This window comes from [Enterobacter] lignolyticus SCF1, assembly GCF_000164865.1.
Classification (GTDB): domain Bacteria; phylum Pseudomonadota; class Gammaproteobacteria; order Enterobacterales; family Enterobacteriaceae; genus Enterobacter_B; species Enterobacter_B lignolyticus.
The window spans coordinates 1,403,052-1,426,401 of sequence record NC_014618.1; the positions used below are offsets into that span (position 1 = coordinate 1,403,052).

At 56.2% G+C, this 23,350-nt stretch carries 22 protein-coding genes and 6 tRNA genes; 12 read left to right on the forward strand and 16 right to left on the reverse strand.

All coding sequences use genetic code 11. From position 1 onward, the window contains the following. Positions 1 to 14 precede the first annotated feature (14 nt). Positions 15 to 926 (forward strand): cysteine synthase CysM, encoded by a 912-nt coding sequence (gene cysM, locus ENTCL_RS06630; protein WP_013365345.1) that lies wholly within the window; start codon positions 15 to 17, stop codon positions 924 to 926. 37 nt (positions 927 to 963) lie between these two features. Here the strand turns inward: cysM and ENTCL_RS06635 are convergent, their stop codons facing one another. Together ENTCL_RS06635 and ptsJ are read right to left on the reverse strand one after the other, a co-directional pair. Next, positions 964 to 1,680 carry a type 1 glutamine amidotransferase gene (locus ENTCL_RS06635; protein ID WP_013365346.1) on the reverse strand — a complete coding sequence of 239 codons (717 nt, stop codon included), beginning with the start codon at positions 1,678 to 1,680 and terminating at the stop codon, positions 964 to 966. Between the two features lie 5 nt (positions 1,681 to 1,685). Beyond that, positions 1,686 to 2,993 (reverse strand): MocR-like B6 salvage transcription factor PtsJ, encoded by a 1,308-nt coding sequence (gene ptsJ / locus ENTCL_RS06640; protein WP_013365347.1) that lies wholly within the window; start codon positions 2,991 to 2,993, stop codon positions 1,686 to 1,688. A gap of 79 nt (positions 2,994 to 3,072) precedes the next feature. Between ptsJ and pdxK the strand changes: the two genes are divergently transcribed. Beyond that, entirely contained in the window at positions 3,073 to 3,930 is an 858-nt protein-coding gene (gene pdxK, locus ENTCL_RS06645) for a pyridoxine/pyridoxal/pyridoxamine kinase (RefSeq protein WP_013365348.1), read from the forward strand. Between the two features lie 43 nt (positions 3,931 to 3,973). Here the strand turns inward: pdxK and crr are convergent, their stop codons facing one another. From crr to cysZ, 5 genes are all read right to left on the reverse strand, one after another. After that, positions 3,974 to 4,483 (reverse strand): PTS glucose transporter subunit IIA, encoded by a 510-nt coding sequence (crr, locus tag ENTCL_RS06650; protein WP_000522253.1) that lies wholly within the window; start codon positions 4,481 to 4,483, stop codon positions 3,974 to 3,976. Between the two features lie 40 nt (positions 4,484 to 4,523). After that, positions 4,524 to 6,251: a phosphoenolpyruvate-protein phosphotransferase PtsI gene (ptsI, locus tag ENTCL_RS06655; RefSeq protein ID WP_013365349.1), complete on the reverse strand. Its 1,728-nt coding sequence runs from the start codon at positions 6,249 to 6,251 to the stop codon at positions 4,524 to 4,526. A 44-nt stretch (positions 6,252 to 6,295) separates the two neighbouring features. Further along, the gene (ptsH, locus tag ENTCL_RS06660; protein ID WP_002463574.1) at positions 6,296 to 6,553 is read right to left on the reverse strand and encodes a phosphocarrier protein Hpr; all 258 of its coding nucleotides are present in this window, start codon (positions 6,551 to 6,553) and stop codon (positions 6,296 to 6,298) included. A 382-nt stretch (positions 6,554 to 6,935) separates the two neighbouring features. After that, positions 6,936 to 7,907: a cysteine synthase A gene (gene cysK / locus ENTCL_RS06665; protein WP_013365350.1), complete on the reverse strand. Its 972-nt coding sequence runs from the start codon at positions 7,905 to 7,907 to the stop codon at positions 6,936 to 6,938. A gap of 180 nt (positions 7,908 to 8,087) precedes the next feature. Beyond that, positions 8,088 to 8,849 (reverse strand): sulfate transporter CysZ, encoded by a 762-nt coding sequence (gene cysZ / locus ENTCL_RS06670; protein WP_013365351.1) that lies wholly within the window; start codon positions 8,847 to 8,849, stop codon positions 8,088 to 8,090. A 230-nt stretch (positions 8,850 to 9,079) separates the two neighbouring features. On the opposite strand from cysZ, the gene zipA reads away from it, so the two are divergent. From zipA to ENTCL_RS06685, 3 genes are all read left to right on the forward strand, one after another. Beyond that, positions 9,080 to 10,096 (forward strand): cell division protein ZipA, encoded by a 1,017-nt coding sequence (zipA, locus tag ENTCL_RS06675; RefSeq protein ID WP_013365352.1) that lies wholly within the window; start codon positions 9,080 to 9,082, stop codon positions 10,094 to 10,096. A 70-nt stretch (positions 10,097 to 10,166) separates the two neighbouring features. After that, on the forward strand, positions 10,167 to 12,182 hold the full coding sequence (gene ligA / locus ENTCL_RS06680) for an NAD-dependent DNA ligase LigA (RefSeq protein ID WP_013365353.1): 2,016 nt from the start codon (positions 10,167 to 10,169) through the stop codon (positions 12,180 to 12,182). Between the two features lies 1 nt (position 12,183). Beyond that, positions 12,184 to 12,402 carry a DUF3820 family protein gene (locus ENTCL_RS06685; protein ID WP_013365354.1) on the forward strand — a complete coding sequence of 73 codons (219 nt, stop codon included), beginning with the start codon at positions 12,184 to 12,186 and terminating at the stop codon, positions 12,400 to 12,402. Here ENTCL_RS06685 and ENTCL_RS06690 read toward each other — a convergent pair. Next, entirely contained in the window at positions 12,399 to 13,397 is a 999-nt protein-coding gene (locus tag ENTCL_RS06690) for a bile acid:sodium symporter family protein (protein WP_013365355.1), read from the reverse strand. The genes ENTCL_RS06685 and ENTCL_RS06690 overlap by 4 nt on opposite strands. 89 nt (positions 13,398 to 13,486) lie before the next feature. On the opposite strand from ENTCL_RS06690, the gene ENTCL_RS06695 reads away from it, so the two are divergent. Then, positions 13,487 to 14,413, forward strand: a complete 927-nt coding sequence (locus ENTCL_RS06695) for a LysR family transcriptional regulator (protein ID WP_013365356.1) — start codon at positions 13,487 to 13,489, stop codon at positions 14,411 to 14,413. Here the strand turns inward: ENTCL_RS06695 and ENTCL_RS06700 are convergent. From ENTCL_RS06700 to ENTCL_RS06720, 5 genes are all read right to left on the reverse strand, one after another. Continuing rightward, entirely contained in the window at positions 14,404 to 14,751 is a 348-nt protein-coding gene (locus ENTCL_RS06700; RefSeq protein WP_013365357.1) for a FlxA-like family protein, read from the reverse strand. The genes ENTCL_RS06695 and ENTCL_RS06700 overlap by 10 nt on opposite strands. A gap of 116 nt (positions 14,752 to 14,867) precedes the next feature. Further along, positions 14,868 to 14,943: transfer RNA gene (locus ENTCL_RS06705), tRNA-Lys, on the reverse strand. Between the two features lie 4 nt (positions 14,944 to 14,947). Then, positions 14,948 to 15,023, reverse strand: a tRNA-Val gene (locus ENTCL_RS06710). Positions 15,024 to 15,069: 46 nt separating this feature from the next. Then, a tRNA-Val gene (locus tag ENTCL_RS06715) sits at positions 15,070 to 15,145 on the reverse strand. A 44-nt stretch (positions 15,146 to 15,189) separates the two neighbouring features. Beyond that, a tRNA-Val gene (locus tag ENTCL_RS06720) sits at positions 15,190 to 15,265 on the reverse strand. A 245-nt stretch (positions 15,266 to 15,510) separates the two neighbouring features. On the opposite strand from ENTCL_RS06720, the gene gltX reads away from it, so the two are divergent. Then, the gene (gene gltX / locus ENTCL_RS06725) at positions 15,511 to 16,926 is read left to right on the forward strand and encodes a glutamate--tRNA ligase (RefSeq protein WP_013365358.1); all 1,416 of its coding nucleotides are present in this window, start codon (positions 15,511 to 15,513) and stop codon (positions 16,924 to 16,926) included. Positions 16,927 to 16,978: 52 nt separating this feature from the next. On the opposite strand, the gene ENTCL_RS06730 is transcribed toward gltX, so the two are convergent. Beyond that, positions 16,979 to 17,374 carry a YfeC-like transcriptional regulator gene (locus ENTCL_RS06730; protein ID WP_013365359.1) on the reverse strand — a complete coding sequence of 132 codons (396 nt, stop codon included), beginning with the start codon at positions 17,372 to 17,374 and terminating at the stop codon, positions 16,979 to 16,981. 6 nt (positions 17,375 to 17,380) lie between these two features. Then, the gene (locus tag ENTCL_RS06735; protein ID WP_013365360.1) at positions 17,381 to 17,737 is read right to left on the reverse strand and encodes a YfeC-like transcriptional regulator; all 357 of its coding nucleotides are present in this window, start codon (positions 17,735 to 17,737) and stop codon (positions 17,381 to 17,383) included. Between the two features lie 219 nt (positions 17,738 to 17,956). On the opposite strand from ENTCL_RS06735, the gene ENTCL_RS06740 reads away from it, so the two are divergent. From ENTCL_RS06740 to ENTCL_RS06750, 3 genes are all read left to right on the forward strand, one after another. Beyond that, positions 17,957 to 18,032: transfer RNA gene (locus tag ENTCL_RS06740), tRNA-Ala, on the forward strand. 40 nt (positions 18,033 to 18,072) lie between these two features. Then, positions 18,073 to 18,148 (forward strand) — tRNA-Ala (locus ENTCL_RS06745). A gap of 203 nt (positions 18,149 to 18,351) precedes the next feature. Further along, positions 18,352 to 20,532: an EAL domain-containing protein gene (locus tag ENTCL_RS06750; protein WP_013365361.1), complete on the forward strand. Its 2,181-nt coding sequence runs from the start codon at positions 18,352 to 18,354 to the stop codon at positions 20,530 to 20,532. Positions 20,533 to 20,569: 37 nt separating this feature from the next. On the opposite strand, the gene ENTCL_RS06755 is transcribed toward ENTCL_RS06750, so the two are convergent. After that, positions 20,570 to 21,757 carry a NupC/NupG family nucleoside CNT transporter gene (locus ENTCL_RS06755; RefSeq protein WP_013365362.1) on the reverse strand — a complete coding sequence of 396 codons (1,188 nt, stop codon included), beginning with the start codon at positions 21,755 to 21,757 and terminating at the stop codon, positions 20,570 to 20,572. A 314-nt stretch (positions 21,758 to 22,071) separates the two neighbouring features. Between ENTCL_RS06755 and ENTCL_RS24105 the strand changes: the two genes are divergently transcribed. Both ENTCL_RS24105 and ENTCL_RS06760 read left to right on the forward strand, forming a co-directional pair. Next, entirely contained in the window at positions 22,072 to 22,128 is a 57-nt protein-coding gene (locus tag ENTCL_RS24105) for a hypothetical protein (protein ID WP_420805094.1), read from the forward strand. Then, the gene (locus ENTCL_RS06760; protein ID WP_013365363.1) at positions 22,109 to 23,347 is read left to right on the forward strand and encodes an Nramp family divalent metal transporter; all 1,239 of its coding nucleotides are present in this window, start codon (positions 22,109 to 22,111) and stop codon (positions 23,345 to 23,347) included. The genes ENTCL_RS24105 and ENTCL_RS06760 overlap by 20 nt, the downstream gene beginning before the upstream one ends. Positions 23,348 to 23,350 lie beyond the last annotated feature (3 nt).

The following is a 23,350-nucleotide window of genomic DNA, read 5'->3' on the forward strand; positions in this document are numbered from 1 at the left end:
ATTGGACTGGGCTTGTGAATACATTAGAACAAACGATCGGCAACACGCCTCTGGTTAAACTGCAGCGCATGGGGCCGGACAACGGCAGTGAAATCTGGGTCAAACTGGAGGGGAACAATCCGGCAGGTTCGGTTAAGGACCGGGCGGCGTTGTCGATGATTGTGCAGGCGGAAAAGCGCGGCGAAATTACGCCCGGCGATGTGCTGATCGAAGCGACCAGCGGCAATACCGGCATTGCGCTGGCGATGATTGCGGCGCTGAAAGGCTACCGGATGAAGCTGCTGATGCCGGACAACATGAGCCAGGAGCGTCGCGCGGCGATGCGGGCCTACGGCGCGGAGCTTATCCTGGTGAGTAAAGAGCAGGGCATGGAGGGCGCGCGCGATCTGGCGGCGGCGATGGCGTCCCGTGGGGAAGGGAAGCTGCTCGATCAGTTTAACAACCCGGACAACCCCTACGCGCACTATACCACCACCGGCCCGGAAATCTGGCGGCAGACCTCCGGGCGCATCAGCCATTTTGTCTCCAGCATGGGGACGACGGGCACCATCACCGGCGTGTCCCGGTTTCTGCGCGAGCAGGAGAAAAAGGTCGCCATCGTCGGCCTGCAGCCGGAAGAGGGCAGCAGTATTCCGGGCATTCGCCGCTGGCCTGCGGAGTATATGCCGGGAATATTTAACGCCTCGCTGGTCGACAGCATTCTGGATATTCACCAGCGCGAGGCGGAAAACACCATGCGCGAGCTGGCGGTGCGGGAAGGGATTTTCTGCGGCGTGAGCTCTGGCGGCGCCGTGGCGGGCGCGCTGCGCGTGGCGAAAAGCCACCCGGGCGCGGTCGTAGTGGCGATTATCTGCGATCGCGGCGATCGTTATCTGTCGACCGGCGTTTTCGGCGAAGAGAGCTACGCGCAGGGCGCCGGTATCTGAGGCAAACCGCCCTGGCCGCAATGTCGGGGCGGCGCGTTTATTTCTGGTGAGCGGCCAGCAGCCTGTCGAGGAAGCCCCACAGCTTCTCGTTCATTTCCTGATAGTTCCACTCGCGCATCTCCTGTACCGGGCGAATAAAGCGTTTCCCCCGGGCCTCCTCCAGCTCCTGCTGCGAGTGCGTTATCAGCCGCTCGACCACCTCGCGGGTAAATTCCATATGGCACTGGAAGCCGTAGACGCTGTCGCCGTATTTCACAATCTGCCGCGGGCAGCCCTCGCTGCTGGCCAGCACCTTCGCCATCGGGGTTAATCCCGGCATGTCGTTATGCCAGTGCCCGACCACCAGCGACGGGCCGAAGTGGGCGAGGTTGTCGTCCTGTAAACCGGCCGTGGTCAGGGTAATCGGATAATGCCCGATCTCTTTTTCCGGACTATGGTGCACCGGCGCGCCCAGCGCCTCGCCGATAAGCTGAGAGCCAAGACAAACGCCGATAACGATGCACCCCGCAGCAATGGCCTGCGCGATAAACTCCTGCTCGGCGCGGGAGTCGAACCAGGGGCACTCTTCTTTGGTGGTTTGCGGGGACTGCGGACCGCCGAGCACGACCAGCATATCGATGCCGTGAGCGTCCTGCGGCAACGGTTCGTCGGCATAGACGCGGGACCATGAGACCGCATAACCATGCTGCTGCGCCCAGGGGAGATACGCGCCAGGCGATTCGAAATGTGCATGGACGATAAAATGGATGCGCATGGGTATTACTCCTGGTTGTGTTGTTGCAATGCGTACTGAATGTCGTCCGCCAGCCGGGCAATATCGCCGTCATTCAGCGTAGAAAGCGAAAGGCGCAGGCCGTGCGCCGGCGTCTGGATGCCAAACGGCTCCCCTTCGCGAACCAGCCATCCCGCCTGGGCTAACTGGAACGCCAGGGGCTGCGAGGGGCCGGCTAGCGGCAGCCACAGGTTGAGGCCGTCGCCGGGCAGGACATGGTTCACGCCGCGGGCGTGCAGCGCTGCGGCCATCTTGCACTGCTGGCTGGTGTAAAAGCGCCGGTTGTCATCCAGCCTCTCCCGGAAGCGATCGTCGGTCAGACAGGCGAACACCAGATCCTGGAGCAGATGGCTGACCCACTGGCTGCCGGGGTTCAGCCGCAGGCGCAGGTGGGCGGAGGTGACGGTATCGCAGGCGATCAGCGCCATGCGCATATCAGGGCCGAGGGCTTTGGACATAGATCGCACCAGCGCCCAGCGGCGGGTGGTATCCGGAATCACCGAATGGTAGTCGGCGGCCGAGAGCAGCGCGAAGTGGTCATCCACGATAACCATCACCTGCGGATAGCGGGCCAGCACTTCGCGCAGGGCGGCGGCGCGGGCCGCGCTCAGGCAGCAGCCGGTGGGATTATGGGCGCGGGGCGTGACGATCGCCGCGCGGGCGCCGTTAAGCAGGGCCGCCTCCAGCGCATCGACCTGCATGCCCTCGTGGTCAACGGCCACCGGCGCGGGAGAGAAACCGGCGTAGCGCAGCATATTGATGCTGCTCAGGAAGCAGGGATCTTCAACGGCGACGCTGTCGCCCGGCAGCAGCTGGGCACTGAGCAGGCGCTCAACGGCATCCACCGCGCCGCTGGCGAGATTTATCTCGCCGCCTGCCGGATGGTCACCGGCCATCCAGTTTTCCGCCCATACGCCCAGACGCGCGTCGACAGCGGCATCGCCGTACAGGCGCGGGGTGGCGTCTATCGCGGTAAAATAGCGACGGACGTCGGGAAGACGGGCCGGGGCCGGATTTCCGCCGGAGATATCGAGAAGCCGGGTCTGCGGCGCATTGCCCTCGCGGGCGGGCCGGAAGTTGGGCGCGGCGATGACCGTACCGTTGCGGCCCAGGCTTTGCGCCAGCCCGGAGGTGACGAGACGCTTATACGCCGCCGCAACCGTATTCCGGTTGATGGCCAGCGACACCGCCAGCTCACGCACCGGAGGCAGCGTATCGCCGGGCTGGAGCTCGCCAGACTGTACATGAAGGCGTACGCTATCAAAAATTTCGTTCGCCGTTTTCCCGTCAATCATTATTGACCTATGACAATGTCAGTTTTAGCATAGGGCGATAATAATGAGCAAACGGCAGACTGTCCAGTGAGGAAAAAAGATGACCAACAAGAGCGATATTCAGTCCGTGCTCTTTCACGATAAAAACAGGGTGCAGCAGGCGGATATTGTCGCCGTACAGTCGCAGGTCGTTTATGGCAGCGTGGGCAACAGCGTGGCGGTACCGAATATCCGCCAGCATCATCTTAACGTCCTGGCGGTGCCGACGGTGCTGTTCAGCAATACGCCGCACTACGATACCTTTTATGGCGGCGTGATCCCCGATGACTGGTTTAGCGGCTATCTGCAGGCGCTGGACGAGCGCGGGGCGCTGGGCCAGCTGAAAGCCGTAACGACGGGCTATATGGGCACCGCCAGCCAGATTGAGATTCTGGCGAAATGGCTGGCGGTACAGCAGGAGAAACATCCCGGGATGGTGGTTCTGGTCGACCCGGTGATTGGCGATACCGACAGCGGTATCTACGTTAAAGCGGAGCTGCCGCAGGCCTACCGGCAACTGTTATTGCCGCTGGCGCAGGGCATTACGCCCAACGTATTTGAGCTGGAGGTGCTGTCGGGCCGCCCGTGTCGCGACTTATCCGCGGCTATCGATGCGGCAAAGAGCCTGCTGACGCCGACGCTGCGCTGGGTCGCAATCACCAGCGCGCCGGTTGATGATGATGGCGAAAATATTCATGTGGTGCTGGTCACCGCCGATGCGGTGCGTATCAGCGCCTGGCCGCGCGTTAAGGCGGAGCTAAAAGGGACCGGGGATCTGTTCTGCTCGGAGCTTATCAGCCGTATCGTGCAGGGGAGCGCGCTCTTTGACGCGGTAGAGGCGGCCGGAAAGCGGGTGGTGGAGGTGATGCGTTATACCCAGCAGCTGGGCTATGACGAGCTGATGCTGCCGCAGGCTTAAAAACAAAATGGCGCCCTGAGGCGCCATTTTTGTGCGGCAAGAATTACTTCTTGATGCGGATAACCGGGGTTTCGCCCACGGTTACGCTACCGGACAGTTTGATCAGTTCTTTGATTTCGTCCATGTTGGAGATAACCACCGGAGTCAGGGTAGACTTGGCTTTTTCTTCCAGCAACGGCAGATCGAATTCGATAACCGGGTCGCCCACTTTCACACGCTGGCCTTCTTCGGCGATACGTTTGAAACCTTCGCCTTTCAGCTCAACGGTGTCGATACCGAAGTGAACGAACAGCTCAATACCACTGTCGGACTCAATAGAGAACGCATGGTTGGTTTCAAAGATTTTGCCGATGGTGCCGTCAACAGGCGCAACCATTTTGTTGCCGGTCGGTTTGATAGCGATACCGTCACCAACAATTTTCTCAGCAAATACAACATCCGGCACGTCTTCGATGTTGACGATCTCGCCAGAGAGCGGAGCAACAATCTCAATAGTTCCGGTGTCTTTTTTATCATCAGAAACCAGAGATTTCAGTTTATCGAACAAACCCATGATCTTCTCCTAAGCAGTAATTTGGGCCGCATCTCTTGGATTAGCAGATTGTTTTTTCTTCAATGAACTTGTTAACCAGCGTCATTAACTCGTCCGTTGTCGGTTGAGCAAGAGCCTGCTCTGCTAACACCTTCGCATCTTCGAAGTTCGTGTTACGAATAATCTTCTTAATGCGTGGGATAGAAATGGCACTCATCGAGAATTCGTCAAGGCCCATCCCCAGCAACAGAAGTGTAGCACGTTCGTCGCCCGCAAGCTCACCGCACATGCCAGTCCACTTACCTTCAGCATGAGAAGCATCAATAACTTGCTTGATCAAGTTCAGGACAGACGGAGACATCGGCTGGTAAAGATGTGAAATCATATCATTACCACGGTCAACTGCCAGAGTATATTGCGTTAAATCATTGGTTCCGATACTAAAGAAGTCAACTTCTTTGGCCAGATGACGCGCAATGGTCGCCGCAGCCGGTGTTTCCACCATCACGCCGATCTCAATGGATTCGTCAAAGGCTTTACCTTCGTCACGCAGTTCCTGCTTGTAAATCTCGATCTCTTTCTTCAGCGCGCGCACTTCTTCAACAGAGATGATCATCGGGAACATGATGCGCAGCTTGCCGAACGCGGAGGCGCGCAGGATAGCGCGGACCTGGTCGCGCAGGATCTCTTTGCGATCCATGGCGATACGCACGGCACGCCAGCCCAGGAACGGGTTCTCTTCTTTCGGGAAGTTCATGTACGGCAGCTCTTTGTCGCCGCCGATATCCATGGTGCGCACGATGACCGCCTGAGAGCCGCAGGCTTCGGCAACGGCTTTGTACGCCTGGAACTGCTCTTCTTCGGTCGGCAGGGCGTCGCGGTCCATGAACAGGAATTCGGTACGGTACAGGCCAACGCCTTCCGCGCCGTTGCGCTCAGCGCCTTCAACGTCACGAACGGTACCGATGTTAGCGCACACTTCAACCTGGTGGCCATCCAGCGTGATAGCCGGCAGGTCTTTCAGCTTGGCGAGCTCCGCTTTCTCAGTCGCAACCTGCTCCTGAACGGCGCGCAGCTGCTCGATAACCTCGTTGGTCGGGTTGACGTAAACCTGGTTGTTTACGGCATCCAGAATCAGATAATCGTCGTTTTTCACCTGAGAGGTGATGCTACCGGTACCCACGATGGCAGGCAGTTCAAGGGAACGCGCCATAATTGAGGTGTGGGACGTACGGCCACCCGCATCGGTGATGAAACCCAGCACTTTTTTCAGGTTCAGCTGTGCGGTTTCGGACGGCGTCAGGTCAGCGGCAACCAGGATAACTTCATTCTGAATCGAGCTCAGATCGATGATGGCCAGACCCAGGATGTTGCGCAGCAGGCGCTTACCGATGTCGCGTACGTCAGCCGCACGCTCTTTCAGGTATTCGTCATCCAGTTCTTCCAGGGCAGTCGCCTGACCTTCGATAACCTCATGAGCCGCTGCGTCAGCAGTCATGTGCTTATCTTTAATCAGGGCTATGATTTCCTGCTCCAGCTCCTCATCTTCGAGCAACATGATGTGGCCTTCGAAGATAGCTTCTTTTTCCTCGCCGAACGTCTCGCCAGCTTTGGTTTTAATGGCTTCCAGCTGCGCAGACGCTTTGGAACGGCCGTTCAGAAAACGTTCAACTTCCTGTTCGACGTTCTCGGCAGAAATTTTCTTCCGGTCGATGACAATTTCATCTTCTTTCAGCAGCAGTGCTTTGCCGAAAGCGATACCCGGGGATGCTAAAATGCCTGAAATCATAACCCTACCTTACTTGTGACTGATTTTTAAAAGAACTCGCGAACTTACTCGAGTTCAGCCATCAGCTTAACCAGATGCTCAACTGCTTTCTGCTCGTCTTCGCCTTCAGCAGAGATACTCACTACGGTACCCTGAGTCAGGCCCAGAGTTTGCAGTTTAAACAGGCTTTTTGCGCTGGCGCTTTTGCCGTTGGAGGTCACAGTGATATCGGAAGTGAAGCCTTTCGCTTCTTTGACAAACTGAGCAGCAGGGCGGGTGTGAAGACCGTTCGGAGCGGTAATGGTAACTTCTTGCTGGAACATTATATTTCCCCAACTTATAGGTTTAGTGTTGTGGAACTAAAGTCTAGCCTGGCGGCCAGACTTTAGCCTGTATTGTTAGCGCCGGTGTTACGGTTACGGCACAGTCGCCTGTTAAACGCAATCCGATGCAGACATTTCTGGCCGTCGACGTATAGCTCGTCATTAAACATTATGCAGCGAAAGCGAGACTTGAACCAAATCATAAAATCGATTCAGCACGCGTAAATCCTGTTTCGAATAATTTCGCGCATCGAAATAAATGTGATGGTTAAATACCAGACCTGACGGGATGAATCAATGATAACAGGGGTGAAACTTTGACGTGCTCCACAAAAAAAGCACTCGGGAGAGTGCTTTTTTACGCAAATTTCACAAACTGGCATTACTGTTGCAGTTCTTTCTCAGTGAAGAGATCGGCAAACAGTGCAGTGCTCAGATAGCGCTCACCCGAAGAGGGTAGGATAACCACAATATTCTTATTGGTAAAGCCCTCATCTTCCTGCAGCTTCAGCGCGGCGGCAACCGCGGCGCCAGAGGAGATCCCTGCCAGAATACCTTCTTCTTCCATCAAACGGCGGGCGGTAGAGATAGCCTCATCGTTGGTGATGGTCACCACTTTATCGATAAGCTTCAGATCGAGGTTGCCCGGAATGAATCCGGCGCCGATGCCCTGAATTTTATGCGGGCCCGGTTTGAGCTCTTCACCCGCCAGCGCCTGGGTGATGACCGGCGAATCGGTCGGTTCGACGGCGACGGTGATCAGGTCGTTTTTACCTTTTGTGCCTTTAATATAGCGGCTGACGCCCGTCAGCGTACCGCCGGTACCCACGCCGGAGATAAACACATCAACCTGACCGTCGGTATCTTCCCAGATTTCCGGGCCGGTGGTTTTTTCGTGGATTTCCGGGTTGGCCGGGTTGCTGAACTGTTGAAGCAGCAGGTATTTCGCCGGATCGCTGGCGACGATTTCTTCTGCTTTCTGAATGGCGCCTTTCATGCCTTTCGCGCCTTCGGTCAGTACCAGGTTGGCGCCCAGGGCTTTGAGCAGCTTACGGCGCTCGATACTCATGGTTTCCGGCATGGTCAGCGTCAGCTTGTAGCCACGCGCGGCGGCAACGTACGCCAGCGCGATGCCGGTGTTGCCGCTGGTCGGCTCAACCAGCTCAATGCCTGCTTTAAGCACGCCGCGTTTCTCTGCATCCCAAATCATGTTGGCACCGATGCGGCATTTAACGCTGAAGCTCGGGTTGCGTGACTCTACCTTCGCCAGAATGCGTCCATTACCGATACGGTTCAGTCGAACCAGCGGCGTGTGACCGATAGTCAGCGAGTTGTCTTCATAAATCTTACTCATGGCCTGTCCTTAACTGTATGAAATTGGGATACCGCCCCAGCATACCTGCTGAGCGGGTAGGGGGAAGTAAGGTTTTTGCATATCGATATGCTGATGTGAAATAAAGGTTATCAGTATGGAATAAGGGGCAGCATAAGCCACCCCTCTTTTACCTTTATTACATTTATATACGGAAAAACGCTACTTCCACATGGCGTGCTTACCGCGGTAGCAGTCCACCCACATGGCGGTCGCGCCGCAGATAGCGACGGGCAGGATAACCAGGTTGAGCACCGGAATCATGGTAAACAGGCTGACCAGCGCGCCGAACTGCATGTTGGTGACCTTTCGCGTACGCAGGGCTTCGCGCATGGTTTTAAACGGCACTTTGTGGTTGTCGAACGGGTAATCACAGTACTGAATGGCCAGCATCCAGGCGCTGAACAGGAACCACAGCACCGGCGCCACGGTCTGCCCAATGCCCGGGATGAAAAACAGCACCAGCAGAACAACGGCGCGCGGCAGGTACCACGCCAGCTTCTGCCATTCGCGCTTCATGATCCGCGGCACATCCTTCATGATGCCGAAAACGCCGGTATCCGGCGGCGTGGCGCCGGTCAGACGCGCTTCCAGCTGTTCGGCGAGTAGCCCGCTAAACGGCGCGGCTATCCAGTTGGCTATCGTCGAAAAGAAGTAGCCAAACACCAGCAGCACCGAAAGAACCGCAACCGGCCACAGCAGGTAGTTCAGCCACTGCAGCCAGCCAGGGACGTGGTTCATTAACGACGGGATCCAGCTTTCGAGTTTTGTGAACAGCCACCAGAATGCTCCGCCCATCAGTATGACGTTGACCAGCAGCGGCAGAAAAACGTAACGGCGGATACCCGGCAAGCCGATCAGTTTCCAGCCCTGAGAAAAATAATAAACGCCACTACGTGCAGCAGGTGCGGAAGATGAAACCATGTTAAGGCGATGCTCCTTTTGTGAAGGCCCTGGCAATCAGCTGACTATATTATCGGGTTGTCAGCCGATCGCCAGTTCAGAAATGTTCGAAAAAACAGCAAAAAGCACGATTTGGTTCATCTTTATTGTCTGAATCCCCGGTACGCACTTGCACTTGACGTAATGGGCAAATACTCTTAGTGAGTAAATGTTTGCCGTGGTGGCAAGGTGTTAGAACAACAGAGAATATAATGATGCAGGATTTGCGTCTGATATTAATCATTGTTGGCGCGATCGCCATAATTGCATTACTGGTTCACGGTTTCTGGACCAGCCGCAAAGAACGTTCTTCTATGTTCCGCGATCGCCCACTGAAACGCATGAAGTCGCGCGACGACGATGAGTCGGATGACGAGGGCGACTTTGATGACGATGTTGAAGGCGTAGGTGAGGTTCGCGTTCACCGGGTGACTCCTGCCCATAACGCACCCTCCGGAGAGCATGATGCTCCCCGCCAGGCGCCGCAGCACCAGTACCAGCCGCCCTATGAGCGTCAGGTACAGCAGCCAGCGCGCCCTCCTCAGGAGGAGCCCGCGCAGCGTCAGGCGCCGGTACAGCCTGCGCAGCAGCCGGTGCGTCAGCCGCAGCAGCATGCGCCAGCCCAGCCTGTCGCGCCGCAGCCGCAGTATCAGCAGCCATCCGCTCAGCCGCAGCCGGTTCACCAGCCGGTGCAGCAACCTGTCGCCGCGCAGCCTGCCGCTCCGCAGCAGCCGGTTGCTCAGCCTCAGCCGGTCGTCGCGCCAGCGCAGACCGCAGCGCCTGAGCCCCAGACAGAGAAGCCTGAGCGCAAAGAAACCGTCATCGTGTTGAGCGTTGCCGCGCATCAGGGGTCGCAGATTAACGGCGAACTGCTGCGCAACAGCATCGAGCAGGCAGGTTTTACCTTTGGCGATATGAATATTTATCATCGCCATCTGAGCCCTGGCGGCGGCGGTCCTGCGCTGTTCAGCCTGGCGAATATGGTGAAACCCGGCACGTTCGACCCGGAAAATATGGCCGATATGGCGACGCCGGGCGTAACTATCTTTATGCAGGTACCGTCATACGGTGATGAGCTGCAAAACTTTAAGCTGATGCTGCAATCGGCGCAGTACATCGCGGATGAAGTCGGCGGCGTGGTGCTTGACGATCAGCGCCGGATGATCACCCCGCAGAAGGTGCGTGAATATCAGGATCGCATCCGTGAAGTGAAAGACGCCAACGCCTGATCGTGCTGGATTGTCGCCACGTTTCCTGAACCCCCGCCTGTCGGGGGTTTTTTATCACTGATGGTGGGATATGGAACCAATCGAACAACAACTAACTGCGCTGCGAGCCACGCTTCGCCATCACGAATACCTCTACCACGTCATGGACGCGCCGGAGCTCCCGGATGCGGAATATGACCGCCTGATGCGCGAGCTGCGTGAGCTTGAAGCAAAACACCCCGAGCTGATAACCCCCGATTCGCCGACCCAGCGCGTAGGCGCGGAGCCGCTGGGTGCATTCAGCCAGGTTCGCCATGAAATCCCGATGCTGTCGCTCGATAACGTCTTTGATGAAGAGAGCTTTCTGGCGTTCAACAAGCGCGTGCAGGATCGGCTGAAAAGTAGCGATAAGCTGACCTGGTGCTGCGAGCTGAAGCTGGACGGCCTGGCGGTAAGCATTCTGTACGAAAACGGCCTGCTGGTGCGGGCGGCAACCCGCGGCGACGGGACGACCGGAGAGGATATCACCGCTAACGTCCGCACCATCCGCGCTATCCCGCTGAAGCTGCGCGGCGACGATGTTCCGGCCCGGGTCGAAGTCCGCGGCGAGGTATTTTTACCGCAGGCCGGTTTTGAGAAAATTAACGATGAAGCCCGCCGTACCGGCGGTAAAGTGTTTGCTAACCCGCGTAACGCGGCGGCGGGCTCGCTGCGCCAGCTCGACCCGCGCATCACCGCAAAGCGGCCGCTGACGTTCTTTTGCTATGGCGTCGGCGTTCTGGAAGGCGGGGAGCTGCCCGCCAGCCATCTTGGTCGCTTGCGGCAGTTTAAATCGTGGGGGTTGCCGGTCAGCAGCCGGGTGACGCTGTGCAATAGCCCGGAGGAAGTGCTTGCTTACTATCGCAAGGTGGAAGAGGACCGCCCGACGCTCGGTTTCGATATTGACGGCGTGGTCATCAAAGTCGACTCCCTGGAGCTGCAGGAGCAGCTGGGGTTTGTCGCCCGCGCGCCGCGCTGGGCTGTGGCGTTTAAATTCCCCGCCCAGGAGCAGATGACCTTTGTGCGCGACGTGGAGTTTCAGGTTGGCCGGACCGGCGCCATTACGCCGGTTGCCCGTCTTGAGCCGGTACAGGTGGCCGGCGTGCTGGTGAGCAACGCGACGCTGCACAATGCCGATGAAATCGAGCGTCTGGGGCTGCGGATCGGCGATAAGGTAGTGATTCGCCGCGCGGGCGACGTTATCCCGCAGGTGGTGAACGTCGTGCTTTCCGAACGTCCGGACGACACCCGGGAGATTGAATTTCCGGCGCATTGCCCGGTATGCGGCTCAGACGTTGAGCGCGTGGAGGGCGAAGCGGTGGCTCGCTGTACGGGCGGTCTTATCTGCGGCGCCCAGCGTAAAGAGTCGCTCAAGCATTTTGTCTCGCGTCGCGCGCTGGACGTCGAGGGGATGGGCGATAAGATAATCGACCAACTGGTGGAAAAAGAGTATGTGCTCACACCGGCGGACCTTTTCCGCCTGACGGCAGGCAAACTGACCGGCCTCGATCGCATGGGACCGAAATCCGCGCAAAACGTGGTGAACGCGCTGGAGAAGGCGAAAGAGACCTCCTTTGCCCGCTTCCTTTACGCGCTGGGGATCCGCGAAGTCGGCGAGGCGACGGCCGCCGGTCTGGCGGCGCACTACGGCAGCCTTGAGGCGCTGATTGCCGCCAGCATTGACGATCTGCAAACGGTGCCGGACGTCGGCATCGTGGTGGCGACCCACGTGTTCAACTTCTTTGCCGAAGAGAGCAACCGCGAGGTGATTCAGCAGCTGCTCGCTGAAGGCATCCACTGGCCCGCGCCGGTGGTGGTGAAGGCGGAAGAAATTGACAGCCCGTTCGCCGGAAAAACGGTGGTGCTGACCGGCAGCCTGAGCCTGATGTCCCGTGACGATGCGAAGGCGCGTCTGGCCGCGCTGGGGGCGAAAGTGGCGGGCAGCGTCTCGAAGAAAACCGATCTGGTGATTGCCGGAGAGGCGGCGGGGTCGAAGCTTGCAAAGGCCCAGGAGCTGGGGATTGCCGTTATCGATGAGGCGGAGATGCTGCGTCTTCTGGGGGAATAACGTGGAAAAAGAGCAGCTGATTGAGATAGCCAATACGGAGATGCCCTTCGGTAAATACAAGGGCCGGGTGCTGATTGATTTGCCGGAAGAGTACCTGCTGTGGTTTGCCCGTAAGGACCAGTTTCCTGCCGGTAAGCTCGGCGAGCTGATGGCCGTTGCCCTGCTTATCAAAACCGAGGGGCTGAGCCATCTGGTTCAGCCCCTGAAACGTCGGCGTTAAGCTTTCGCCTCGCGGGCGGCGTCTTTTGCCTGCAGCTGTTCGGTCTGGCGCTTGTAGCGACGCGCCAGTACCGCACACACCATCAGCTGGATCTGGTGAAAGATCATCAGCGGCAGCACCATCATTCCGAGCACTGACACTGGAAACAGAATATTGGCCATCGGTATCCCGTTTGCCAGGCTCTTTTTCGAACCGCAGAACACAATCGTGATTTCATCGGCTTTACTGAAACCGCAGCGGCGCGCCACAAAAACGTTAATCGCAATCACGATGGCCAGCAGCACCAGACTCACCACGACGATAAACAGCAGCGAGCCGACGCCCACCTTATGCCAGATGCCGTTCACCACCGCCTCGCTGAAGGCGGAATAAACCACCAGCAGAATAGAGGTCTGGTCCGTTTTGCCGATCCACTTCTTGTGACGCGCGACCCATGCGCCGATCCACGGACGCGAAAGATGCCCAAGCACAAACGGCAGCAGCAGCTGCAGCATGATTTTCCCGACCTGCTCAAGGCTGCCTCCGGCGCCGTGCAGGTGCATTAACAGCCCAACCAGCAAAGGGGAGATGAAAATCCCCAGCAGGCTGGAGGCGGATGCCGAGCAGACGGCGGCGGCGACGTTGCCGCCGGCAAGGGAGGTAAACGCAATGGCGGACTGCACGGTGGCGGGCAGAATGCAGAGGTAGAGGAAGCCGCTGTACAGCATCGGGTCGACGTTGACCGGCGCCCAGCGGGCAAACAGCACGCCCAGTACCGGAAACAGCACGAACGTGCTGCACATCACCCATAAATGCAGCCGCCAGTGGCTGCCGCCGGCGATAATCGCCTCTCTGGACAGCTTGGCGCCGTGCATAAAAAACAGCAGGGCGATAGCCGCGGTGGTGAGACCTTCAAAGAACGGGACAAAACTGCCGCGCGCCGGGAACAGCGAGGCCAGCAGAACGGTGGTGATCAGCGTAAGCGTAAAAGGGTCAAGAATGCGCAACAGTTTCATAGAGACTCCAGTAAAACGATATTGCTATTGTGCGTTGTCCGGTTTGAGAAATAAAATTGATTTATTGCATCCATTCATGAATTGAAAAGATGAATTATTCTCTGCGTCAGCTAAAGGTCTTCATTACCGTCGCCCGGGCGAAAAGCTTCAGTCGGGCGGGGGAGATAATCGGCCTTAGCCAGTCGGCGGTCAGCCATAGCGTGAAGGAGCTGGAGTATCAGACGGGGGTAAAACTGCTGGACAGGACCACCCGCGAGGTGGTCCTGACGCCCGCGGGAGAGCAGCTGGCGGTGAGGCTGGAGCGATTGCTTGATGAGCTCAACGGTACGCTGCGGGAGGCCGGGCGCGTCGGCCAGCAGCTCAGCGGCACGGTGCGGATCGCCGCGAGCCAGACTATCTCGGCGCACCTGATTCCGCAGTGCATTGCGTACAGCAATCAGCGCTATCCGGAGATAGATTTTGTGCTGCACGACAGGCCTCAGCAGTGGGTGCTGGAGAGCATCCGTAAGGGGGATGTGGATTTCGGGATCGTTATCGATCCGGGAGCGGTAAGCGATCTGCAGTGCGAAACGGTGCTCTCTGAGCCGTTTTTTCTGCTGTGTCGTAGCGATCATGCCTTTGCCCGGGCGCCGAGCGTGGCGTGGCAGGCGCTGCAGGGTGAAAAACTGGTGCTTCAGGACTACGCGTCGGGAAGCCGTCCACTGATTGATGCGGCGCTGGCGCGGCAGGATATTGAGGCCGTCATCGTGCAGGAAATAGGCCATCCGGCGACCCTTTTCCCGATGGTGGAGTCCGGCATCGGCATCAGTATTTTACCCGCGCTGGCGCTCCCAATGCCCCAGGGAAGCAGGCTGTCTGTGAAGCGGTTGACGCCGGTTGTTGAGCGGCAGCTTATGCTGGTGCGGCGTAAAAACCGATCGCTTTCCGCCGCTGCCGGGGCGCTATGGGAGGTCGTACGCGAGCAGGCGCAGCAGTTGACTGCCGCTCGCGTCGACGATCCGCTGTATCAGATATAGACGTCTATCTGGTGGTCGGCGGACGCGGATTTTACCCCCGTAGCGTTGAAGGCGCTTTGCGTCTGCTGTTCCTGATCTTTTTCCGCCTGCTGGCGCTGGAGCTGCGCCAGTTGAGCTTCCAGCATGGTTATCTGGTCCTGAATTAACTCTGCCTGTTTCTGTTTTTCCTCTGCACTTCCGCTGCCGCTGGCAATGTTTTTTAGCTGCTGAGTCAATTTGACGATTTGCTGGGTTATACGGATGATTTGGGAACCAATATCGTTACCCTGCGGTTCTGCAGCGCTGCTGGTGCTTTGTAACCCAGGCGCAGACGAAGAGGGCAGTGAAATTGTCGCCATGGTGAACTCCTTTCAATCCAGAAAATAGAGTTATCGGCATGAGCGCGGAAGTCTTGAATAGCGACATGAGTAAATCGCAGATAGCAAAAAAGCGCCTTTAGGGCGCTTTTTTACATTGGTGGGTCGTGCAGGATTCGAACCTGCGACCAATTGATTAAAAGTCAACTGCTCTACCAACTGAGCTAACGACCCGAAGTGGTGGGTGATGACGGGATCGAACCGCCGACCCCCTCCTTGTAAGGGAGGTGCTCTCCCAGCTGAGCTAATCACCCACTTCGGTACTTCACATTTTTGCAAGAAATCCAGCTGGCGAGAAAGTGGTGGGTGATGACGGGATCGAACCGCCGACCCCCTCCTTGTAAGGGAGGTGCTCTCCCAGCTGAGCTAATCACCCACTTCTCAATTTCTTGCTACACGGCGGAGACTACATAAAGTAGTTGGTGGGTGATGACGGGATCGAACCGCCGACCCCCTCCTTGTAAGGGAGGTGCTCTCCCAGCTGAGCTAATCACCCCCGCTGTGTGGAGTCGCATTATAGGGAGAGTTGAAAATGAGTCAACGCCTTTTCTAAAGTTTTTGTTTGTTCGTCGTAAAATTAAACAAAACGATCGTGAAACAGGCGATAGCGCATGATTTCTAAACAAAAACGTGTTTCGGGGGCAACAACATTGAGGATTCAGGCGGGAGTGATAGAATGTTGCCGTTCATTTTTTCCAGCATTTGCCGGTTGTCGGCATCTTTATAACGTAAGGCCATTTAATGAAAATCAAAACTCGCTTCGCGCCAAGCCCAACCGGCTATCTGCACGTCGGTGGTGCGCGTACTGCTCTCTATTCCTGGCTTTTTGCTCGTAACCACGACGGTGAGTTCGTGCTGCGTATTGAAGACACCGATCTTGAACGTTCTACACCGGAAGCTATCGAAGCCATCATGGATGGTATGAACTGGCTGAATCTGGAATGGGACGAAGGCCCGTATTTCCAGACCAAACGTTTCGATCGCTACAACGCGGTTATTGATGAGATGCTGGAAGCGGGTACCGCCTATAAATGCTATTGCTCGAAAGAGCGTCTGGACGCACTGCGCGAAGAGCAGATGGCGAACGGTGAAAAGCCGCGCTATGACGGCCGTTGCCGCCATGACCACAGCGAGCATGTGGCTGATGAACCTTGCGTGGTGCGTTTCGCTAACCCGCAGGAAGGTTCCGTTATTTTTGACGACCAGATTCGCGGCCCGATCGAGTTTAGCAACCAGGAGCTGGACGATCTGATCATCCGCCGTACCGACGGCTCGCCGACCTACAACTTCTGCGTCGTGGTGGATGACTGGGATATGGAAATCACCCACGTGATCCGTGGCGAAGACCATATCAACAATACGCCGCGTCAGATTAACATCCTGAAAGCGCTGAATGCGCCGGTACCGGTCTACGCGCACGTTTCCATGATCAACGGCGACGACGGTAAAAAGCTGTCCAAGCGTCACGGCGCGGTCAGCGTTATGCAGTATCGTGATGACGGCTACCTGCCGGAAGCGCTGCTTAACTATCTGGTGCGTCTGGGCTGGTCCAGCGGCGACCAGGAAATTTTCAGCCGTGAAGAGATGATCAAGCTGTTCTCTCTCGGAGCGGTCAGCAAATCAGCCAGCGCGTTCAATACCGACAAGCTGCTGTGGCTGAACCATCACTATATTAATACCCTGGCGCCGGAGTACGTCGCGACTCACCTGCAGTGGCACATCGAGCAGGAAAATATCGACACCCGCACCGGGCCGCAGCTGTCTGAACTGGTGACGCTACTGGGCGAGCGCTGCAAGACGCTGAAAGAGATGGCGGCAAGCTGCCGTTACTTCTATGAAGAGTTTACTGAGTTTGATGCCGATGCCGCGAAGAAGCATCTGCGTCCGGTCGCTCGTCAGCCGCTGGAAGTGGTGCGTGATAAAATCGCTGCTATCACTGAGTGGACCGCGGAGAACGTGCACCACGCCATTCAGGCAACCGCGGATGAGCTGGAAGTCGGCATGGGTAAAGTGGGAATGCCGTTGCGCGTCGCGGTCACCGGCGCGGGCCAGTCGCCGGCGCTTGATGTCACCGTACATGCTATCGGCAAGAGCCGCAGCATCGCGCGCATCAACAACGCGCTGGCGTTTATTGCAGAGCGCGAAAACCAGCAGTAATTGCTGAAATCAGGCGTTGATAACGGCGGCAGGTGAGAACCTGCCGCTTTTTTTATGCGTTCTCGTCGGCTATCTCAAGGCGGCGTAAAAAGCCGCTTAGCCCTTCGCGAACCAGTAACAGGTGGAGATGCTGCTGTTCGTCCGGCGTCATCATTGACAGCGTATCGGTAATTTTCCGCCAGACGGGTTCCAGTTCAGGGGACGCATAGTGCGGCTCCGGCTCCGCTAACTGCCATGAGAGCGAAAGATGGCGCAGTTTGGGCGTTGTCGATAAGAATTCCCTGACGTTCTGGTCGATATGGATAAGCCTGGCACGTCCGCCTTTAACGCCCGGAATAGGTTCAGTGACCCAGCCCTGCTCGCGGATCCAGCGGTTGATCGTCTGTTTCGCCATGCCAACACAGTGCGCCAGTTCCTGGGTGGTCATCTTGCTGTGAAGTATTTTCATCGTGGTTTATGCCCGAATACCCAGACGGAGAAGTAGTCCCGAAATTCCCTCACGTAGCAGCAGGGAAGTGAGCTGCTTTTGCTCACTGGCGGTCATCTCTTTGGCAAGCGTCAGCAGTAAGGCGTCGAAACTGTCATCAACCACGATATTATGCAGAGGTCTCCCGGCTTCTGACGCTCTTTGCGCGCTATGAATAAACGCACGGACCTGTTCATTAACATGAACCAGACGCGCCTTGCCTCCCTGCACGCCAGGACGGGGCGAGGTCTGCCAGCCTTCCTTACGCACCCATTTATTGATGGTTTGCCGGCTATAACCGGTAAGGTGAGCGAGTTCCTCCGGGGTCATTCGTTCCTTGAGCATGCTATTTCCTGAGTGCCAGTGTGGGAATTAGTGATTCATGTTATAGCATCATTTTAGGTGAAAACGTGATGCGTTTAACTCCTGCTTGCGAGAAGCTTCGCAATGTCATTCAGTTGTTTGCTTTTTCAGCGATTGAAATAAAGGGGACCATTTTGCCGTTGACACCTGGCGAGGGAATTCATATTATGCCGCCCGTCAACACGACACGCTTTACGTTACGGGGCTATAGCTCAGCTGGGAGAGCGCTTGCATGGCATGCAAGAGGTCAGCGGTTCGATCCCGCTTAGCTCCACCAAATCCTGTTCCCATCAGGTTTGGTTCGTAAAGATGACTGTGGGGCTATAGCTCAGCTGGGAGAGCGCTTGCATGGCATGCAAGAGGTCAGCGGTTCGATCCCGCTTAGCTCCACCAAAATTCAAACCCTCGCTTCGGCGGGGGTTTTTGTTTTTTTGCAGCCTGTGTCAGTATTTATCAGTTTTCGTCAAACTGTTTCTTGCCGTTTTACGCCATAGTAATAATAAGATAAATATTAGCGTAAAACTTGATTGGCTCAATTAATAAACATATTATGCCGGGAATGCAGTTTATGCCCGATTAAAAGTTTATTAACTACAATGATGTTTAAATTTAACACCTCTACAAAGAAATTTGTGCTGGCGCTGTCGTTAAGTCTTATCGCTATCCCCTTTGCCAGATTTATTTCACCCCGTACGATTATTGATGGCAATGAGATATATCTGGCGTGGTTGCCGCTCAGCGTAATGCTTTCAATGATATTGCTGTTTGGGCGATATGCCGTCCTGCCGCTTATTGCCGCTTTTGCGTTGACCAACGAGTGGATGCTTAATCTGCCGGGCTTGCAGGCCTCGGTGCTGCTGTTTTGTCAGCTATTTGCCGTCTTCTTGTCCTGCGCCATTTTGCGCTATATTTTGGGCAAGCGCTGGCGCTACGGCCTGCCCAGCAAGCATATGGGCGTACGCATCTTCTGGGCCTACTTCTTCGCACCGCTGGTGCTGAAAGCGACGATGTACCTGGCCGGGTATTTCCTCGATTTTCCGCTGTCGGTTTCAAGCTATTTTGGCTCCGGTTCGGTGTTTTATAACGTTGTTGATATACAAAGTCTTATTAGCGCGGCGTTAATATTTACAATACTGTTTTATTATCCGTTAAGGATGATAGTTAATCCTAATTTTGCGAGAAAATTCTGGCGCTACAATATTCAGCCAGCGCTGTGTCGGCAGCAGCGTCTGTTTACAATTAACTGGCTAGTCGCGCTCGGTATTATATTACTGATACTCTGTTCTCCGTATCGCTCAACGCTGATTGCCGGTTACCTGGTGCCGCTAATATTCATTCTTTTCTTTTTTGGGATCAGCCGGTTCCGCTATCAGCTGCTTTGCGTGCTGTGGGCGGCTTCCGCCCTGCTGCTGGTTATCTATAACCAAAATTTTCTGCAGGGCGTCAGTTCAGAATATTCTCTGTCGTTTGTCTTATCTGTCTTAATTTCATTTACGATAAGCATGCTGTACATGTCGCAGATTTACTCGCGCAGCAACGTGCTGCGGCGTAAATGGCATAACCGGGCGATGGAGGATCCTCTCACCGGGCTGCCTAATCTGCGCGCGCTGGAGTGCTATCTGGCGCGGTTTCCGGAGGGGCGCGTTTGCTGCCTGCGTATGGATAACCTCGAGTTTCTGAGCCGTCATTACGGCATGATGATGCGCGTGTACTGTAAGCGGATGATCGCGCAGGACCTGCAGCCGCTGCTGTATAAAAATGAGCAACTGTTTCAGCTTCCGGGCAGCGAGCTGCTGCTGGTGTTGCATGGTGAAGAAACGGCGGACAGGCTCAGTGCGATGATCGATTTCCTCAATAGCCGCAAATATCACTGGCACAACAACGAGCTGGTGCTGGAGTTTGGCGCTTCCTGGGGAGGAATCCAGGGAGAAGGCGAGGCGTTGCACCATACGCTTGGGCAGCTAAGCTGGCTTTCCGAGCAGGCCTGCGCGGCGCGGAAAGTGCTGGCGCTGGACTGCAGTCTTGAAACCGTTTCAGACAATACCACCGAGCGCCTCCACCAGCTTAATCGGGTGAAGAGGGCGCTGGATCTCGGCGAAATATGCCTCTATGCGCAGCCTATCGTGAGCGAAAGCGGGGATGTTTACCATGAAATTCTGACCCGCTTAACCTGTGACGGCGAAATCATCATGCCGGACCGGTTTATTCCGGTGGTTGCCCAGTTCAACCTCAGCAAACGTTTTGATATGCAGGTTGTCGAAATGCTGTTTCGGGCCATGGAAGCGTTCCCCAATGAGCGTTTCTCCGTCAACCTGATGCCGTTTACGCTGATGCAAAACGAGAGCGCGAACGAAATTATTGCGCTGTTTCAGCAGTATAGGATATCGCCACAGTCGATCGTGCTGGAGATAACCGAGGAGCAGGCCTTCTCTGATTCAGAGGTAAGTCTGGTGAACATTCAGCGGCTGCGCGATTTTGGCTGCCTTATCGCCATCGATGACTTTGGCACCGGCTATGCGAATTTTGAGCGTCTGAAGCGGCTGCAGGCGGATATTGTCAAGATAGATGGCTGCTTCGTTCATGACATCATGGAGGACGCGATGGATGCGATGATCGTCAAATCTATCTGCGAGATGGCGCGGGTGAAGAACCTGACCCTGGTGGCGGAATTTGTTGAAACCGACGCCCAGCGGGCGCTGCTGTATCAGCTTGGCGTGGACTATCTGCAGGGATATTTGCTGGGGAAACCGCGGCCTCTGGCGGAACTGCGGAGATAAAAAAAGCCGGGTTGCCCCGGCTTTCGCTGCTTACGATTTACAGTACCAGTGCGGCGATAGACGCAGAGAGTACGCTCACCAGCGTGGAGCCATAGACCAGTTTCAGGCCGAAACGGGAGACCACGTTGCCCTGTTCTTCGTTCAGGCCTTTAATCGCACCGGCGATGATACCGATGGACGAGAAGTTAGCGAAGGACACCAGGAAGATAGAGATAATGCCTTCCGCGCGCGGAGAGAGCGTGCTGGCGATTTTCTGCAGATCCATCATAGCCACGAATTCGTTCGACACCAGTTTGGTCGCCATGATGCTGCCGACCTGCAGCGCTTCGCTTGCCGGAACGCCCATCACCCAGGCCACCGGGTAGAAGATGTAGCCGAGGATGCCCTGGAAGGAGATGCCCAGTACGGCGGCGAACAGCGCGTTCAGACCTGAAATCAGCGCGATGAAGCCGATCAGCATGGCGGCAACGATAATCGCAACTTTGAAGCCCGCAAGGATGTACTCACCCAGCATTTCAAAGAAGCTCTGACCTTCGTGCAGATTGGACATCTGCAGGTTCTCTTCGCTCTGCTCAACGCGGTACGGGTTGATGATGGACAGCACAATAAAGGTGCTGAACATGTTAAGCACCAGCGCAGCAACGACGTATTTCGGCTGCAGCATGGTCATGTACGCGCCGACGATAGACATCGACACGGTGGACATTGCGGTGGCCGCCATGGTGTACATGCGGTTGCGCGACATCTTGCCGAGAATATCTTTATAGGCGATGAAGTTTTCAGACTGGCCCAGAATCAGGGAGCTGACGGCGTTGAACGACTCCAGTTTGCCCATGCCGTTGACTTTGGACAGTACGGTACCAATCGCGCGAATCACCACAGGCAGAACGCGGATGTGCTGCAGGATACCGATCAGCGCGGAGATAAAGACGATTGGGCACAGGACCTTCAGGAAGAAGAACGCCAGACCTTGATCATTCATCTTACCGAAGACGAAGTTTGTCCCCTCATTAGCGAAGCCGAGCAGTTTCTCGAACATCTCGGAGAAGCCTTTCACAAAGCCCAGACCGATATCTGAGTTCAGGAAGAACCACGCCAGCAAGACTTCAATAACAAGCAGTTGAACGACATAACGAATACGAATTTTTTTACGGTCATGGCTGACCAGTAACGCCAGAATGGTCACCACGACAAGCGCGAGGACAAAGTGAAAAACGCGGTCCATATTTGCTCCAAATATGAGGCAGGTTAAATTTCCTTGCACATTCTATGCAACAGGGTAAAAGAAAACGAGATCTTCGCCGCACTATAGTAAGAACCTGTGAGCAATCTCAAAAAAGGTGATCAAGCATACAAATCTGTTATGTTATGTAAAGGTATCTAAAGTTGCGTTAATGTACTAGCCTGATGAAAGGATAGTACGCACCGATCCAATCCTGACAACATGGCTGACATTCTGGCCCGCTATCGTTCCTGCCTATCAGTGAAATCATTATCTCCGCATTAAATGAACTTGATAATCATTCTCACTTTGATAGCATGAAACATAGCAAAGGCTATATTTCCGAGGCAGAAAATGACAAACAGTCGCGTTGAGAGTAGCAGCGGTCGCGCAGCGCGCAAGATGAGGCTCGCATTAATGGGACCTGCATTCATTGCTGCCATCGGCTACATCGATCCAGGCAACTTCGCCACCAACATTCAGGCCGGGGCCAGCTTCGGCTACCAGCTGCTGTGGGTGGTCGTATGGGCCAACCTGATGGCGATGCTGATTCAGGTGCTGTCCGCCAAACTGGGCATTGCGACCGGCAAAAACCTCGCAGAACAGATTCGCGATCGCTATCCGCGCCCGTTAGTCTGGTTCTACTGGGTGCAGGCGGAGATTATCGCGATGGCGACCGACCTGGCGGAGTTTATCGGCGCGGCGATCGGCTTTAAGCTCATTCTCGGCATCTCTTTACTGCAGGGCGCGGTGCTGACCGGGATTGCGACGTTCCTGATCCTGATGCTGCAACGCCGGGGACAGAAGCCGCTGGAAAAAGTCATTGGTGGTCTGCTGCTGTTTGTGGCAGCCGCCTATATCGTCGAGCTGATTTTCTCGCAGCCCGCGCTGGCGCCGCTGGCAAAAGGCATGATTTTGCCTTCTCTGCCGACGTCGGAAGCCGTTTTCCTGGCCGCCGGGGTGCTCGGCGCGACGATTATGCCGCACGTGATTTATCTGCACTCATCGCTCACCCAGCACCTGCATGAGGGGACGCGCAAAGAGCGCTACAACGCGACGCGCTGGGATGTGGCTATCGCCATGACCATTGCCGGGTTTGTCAACCTGGCGATGATGGCGACTGCGGCGGCGGCATTTCACTTCAACGGCCATACCGGCGTTGCCGACCTCGATCAGGCCTATCTGACGCTGGAGCCGCTGTTGAACCACGCGGCGGCGACTATCTTCGGCTTGAGCCTCATTGCGGCCGGGCTGTCCTCGACGGTGGTGGGGACGCTTGCGGGGCAGGTGGTGATGCAGGGGTTTATCCGCTTCCACATTCCGCTGTGGTTTCGCCGGACGGTCACGATGCTGCCGTCGTTTATCGTTATCCTGATGGGGCTCGATCCGACCCGGATACTGGTGATGAGCCAGGTGCTGCTGAGCTTTGGTATCGCCCTGGCGCTGGTGCCGCTGCTGCGCTTTACCAGCGATGCTTCCTTGATGGGCGAGCTGGTTAACTCGACGCTGGTAAAACGCGCTGGCTGGACGATTGTGGTGCTGGTGGTGGCGCTGAACGGCTGGCTGGTGGTCGGTACTGTGCTCGGTCTGTAAAAC

Excerpts from the sequence above, each read along its gene's own strand:
- gltX (WP_013365358.1), top strand. The coding sequence starts at position 15,511 with ATGAAAATCAAAACTCGCTTCGCGCCAAGCCCAACCGGCTATCTGCAC.
- ENTCL_RS06760 (WP_013365363.1), top strand. The coding sequence starts at position 22,109 with ATGACAAACAGTCGCGTTGAGAGTAGCAGCGGTCGCGCAGCGCGCAAG.
- ptsI (WP_013365349.1), bottom strand. The coding sequence starts at position 6,251 with ATGATTTCAGGCATTTTAGCATCCCCGGGTATCGCTTTCGGCAAAGCA.
- pdxK (WP_013365348.1), top strand. The coding sequence starts at position 3,073 with ATGACCAACAAGAGCGATATTCAGTCCGTGCTCTTTCACGATAAAAAC.
- ENTCL_RS06695 (WP_013365356.1), top strand. The coding sequence starts at position 13,487 with ATGAATTATTCTCTGCGTCAGCTAAAGGTCTTCATTACCGTCGCCCGG.
- cysZ (WP_013365351.1), bottom strand. The coding sequence starts at position 8,849 with ATGGTTTCATCTTCCGCACCTGCTGCACGTAGTGGCGTTTATTATTTT.
- ligA (WP_013365353.1), top strand. The coding sequence starts at position 10,167 with ATGGAACCAATCGAACAACAACTAACTGCGCTGCGAGCCACGCTTCGC.
- ENTCL_RS06700 (WP_013365357.1), bottom strand. The coding sequence starts at position 14,751 with ATGGCGACAATTTCACTGCCCTCTTCGTCTGCGCCTGGGTTACAAAGC.
- ptsJ (WP_013365347.1), bottom strand. The coding sequence starts at position 2,993 with ATGATTGACGGGAAAACGGCGAACGAAATTTTTGATAGCGTACGCCTT.
- ENTCL_RS06730 (WP_013365359.1), bottom strand. The coding sequence starts at position 17,374 with ATGAAAATACTTCACAGCAAGATGACCACCCAGGAACTGGCGCACTGT.
- ENTCL_RS06735 (WP_013365360.1), bottom strand. The coding sequence starts at position 17,737 with ATGCTCAAGGAACGAATGACCCCGGAGGAACTCGCTCACCTTACCGGT.
- cysK (WP_013365350.1), bottom strand. The coding sequence starts at position 7,907 with ATGAGTAAGATTTATGAAGACAACTCGCTGACTATCGGTCACACGCCG.
- ENTCL_RS06635 (WP_013365346.1), bottom strand. The coding sequence starts at position 1,680 with ATGCGCATCCATTTTATCGTCCATGCACATTTCGAATCGCCTGGCGCG.
- zipA (WP_013365352.1), top strand. The coding sequence starts at position 9,080 with ATGATGCAGGATTTGCGTCTGATATTAATCATTGTTGGCGCGATCGCC.
- crr (WP_000522253.1), bottom strand. The coding sequence starts at position 4,483 with ATGGGTTTGTTCGATAAACTGAAATCTCTGGTTTCTGATGATAAAAAA.
- ENTCL_RS06750 (WP_013365361.1), top strand. The coding sequence starts at position 18,352 with ATGATGTTTAAATTTAACACCTCTACAAAGAAATTTGTGCTGGCGCTG.
- ENTCL_RS06755 (WP_013365362.1), bottom strand. The coding sequence starts at position 21,757 with ATGGACCGCGTTTTTCACTTTGTCCTCGCGCTTGTCGTGGTGACCATT.
- ptsH (WP_002463574.1), bottom strand. The coding sequence starts at position 6,553 with ATGTTCCAGCAAGAAGTTACCATTACCGCTCCGAACGGTCTTCACACC.
- ENTCL_RS06690 (WP_013365355.1), bottom strand. The coding sequence starts at position 13,397 with ATGAAACTGTTGCGCATTCTTGACCCTTTTACGCTTACGCTGATCACC.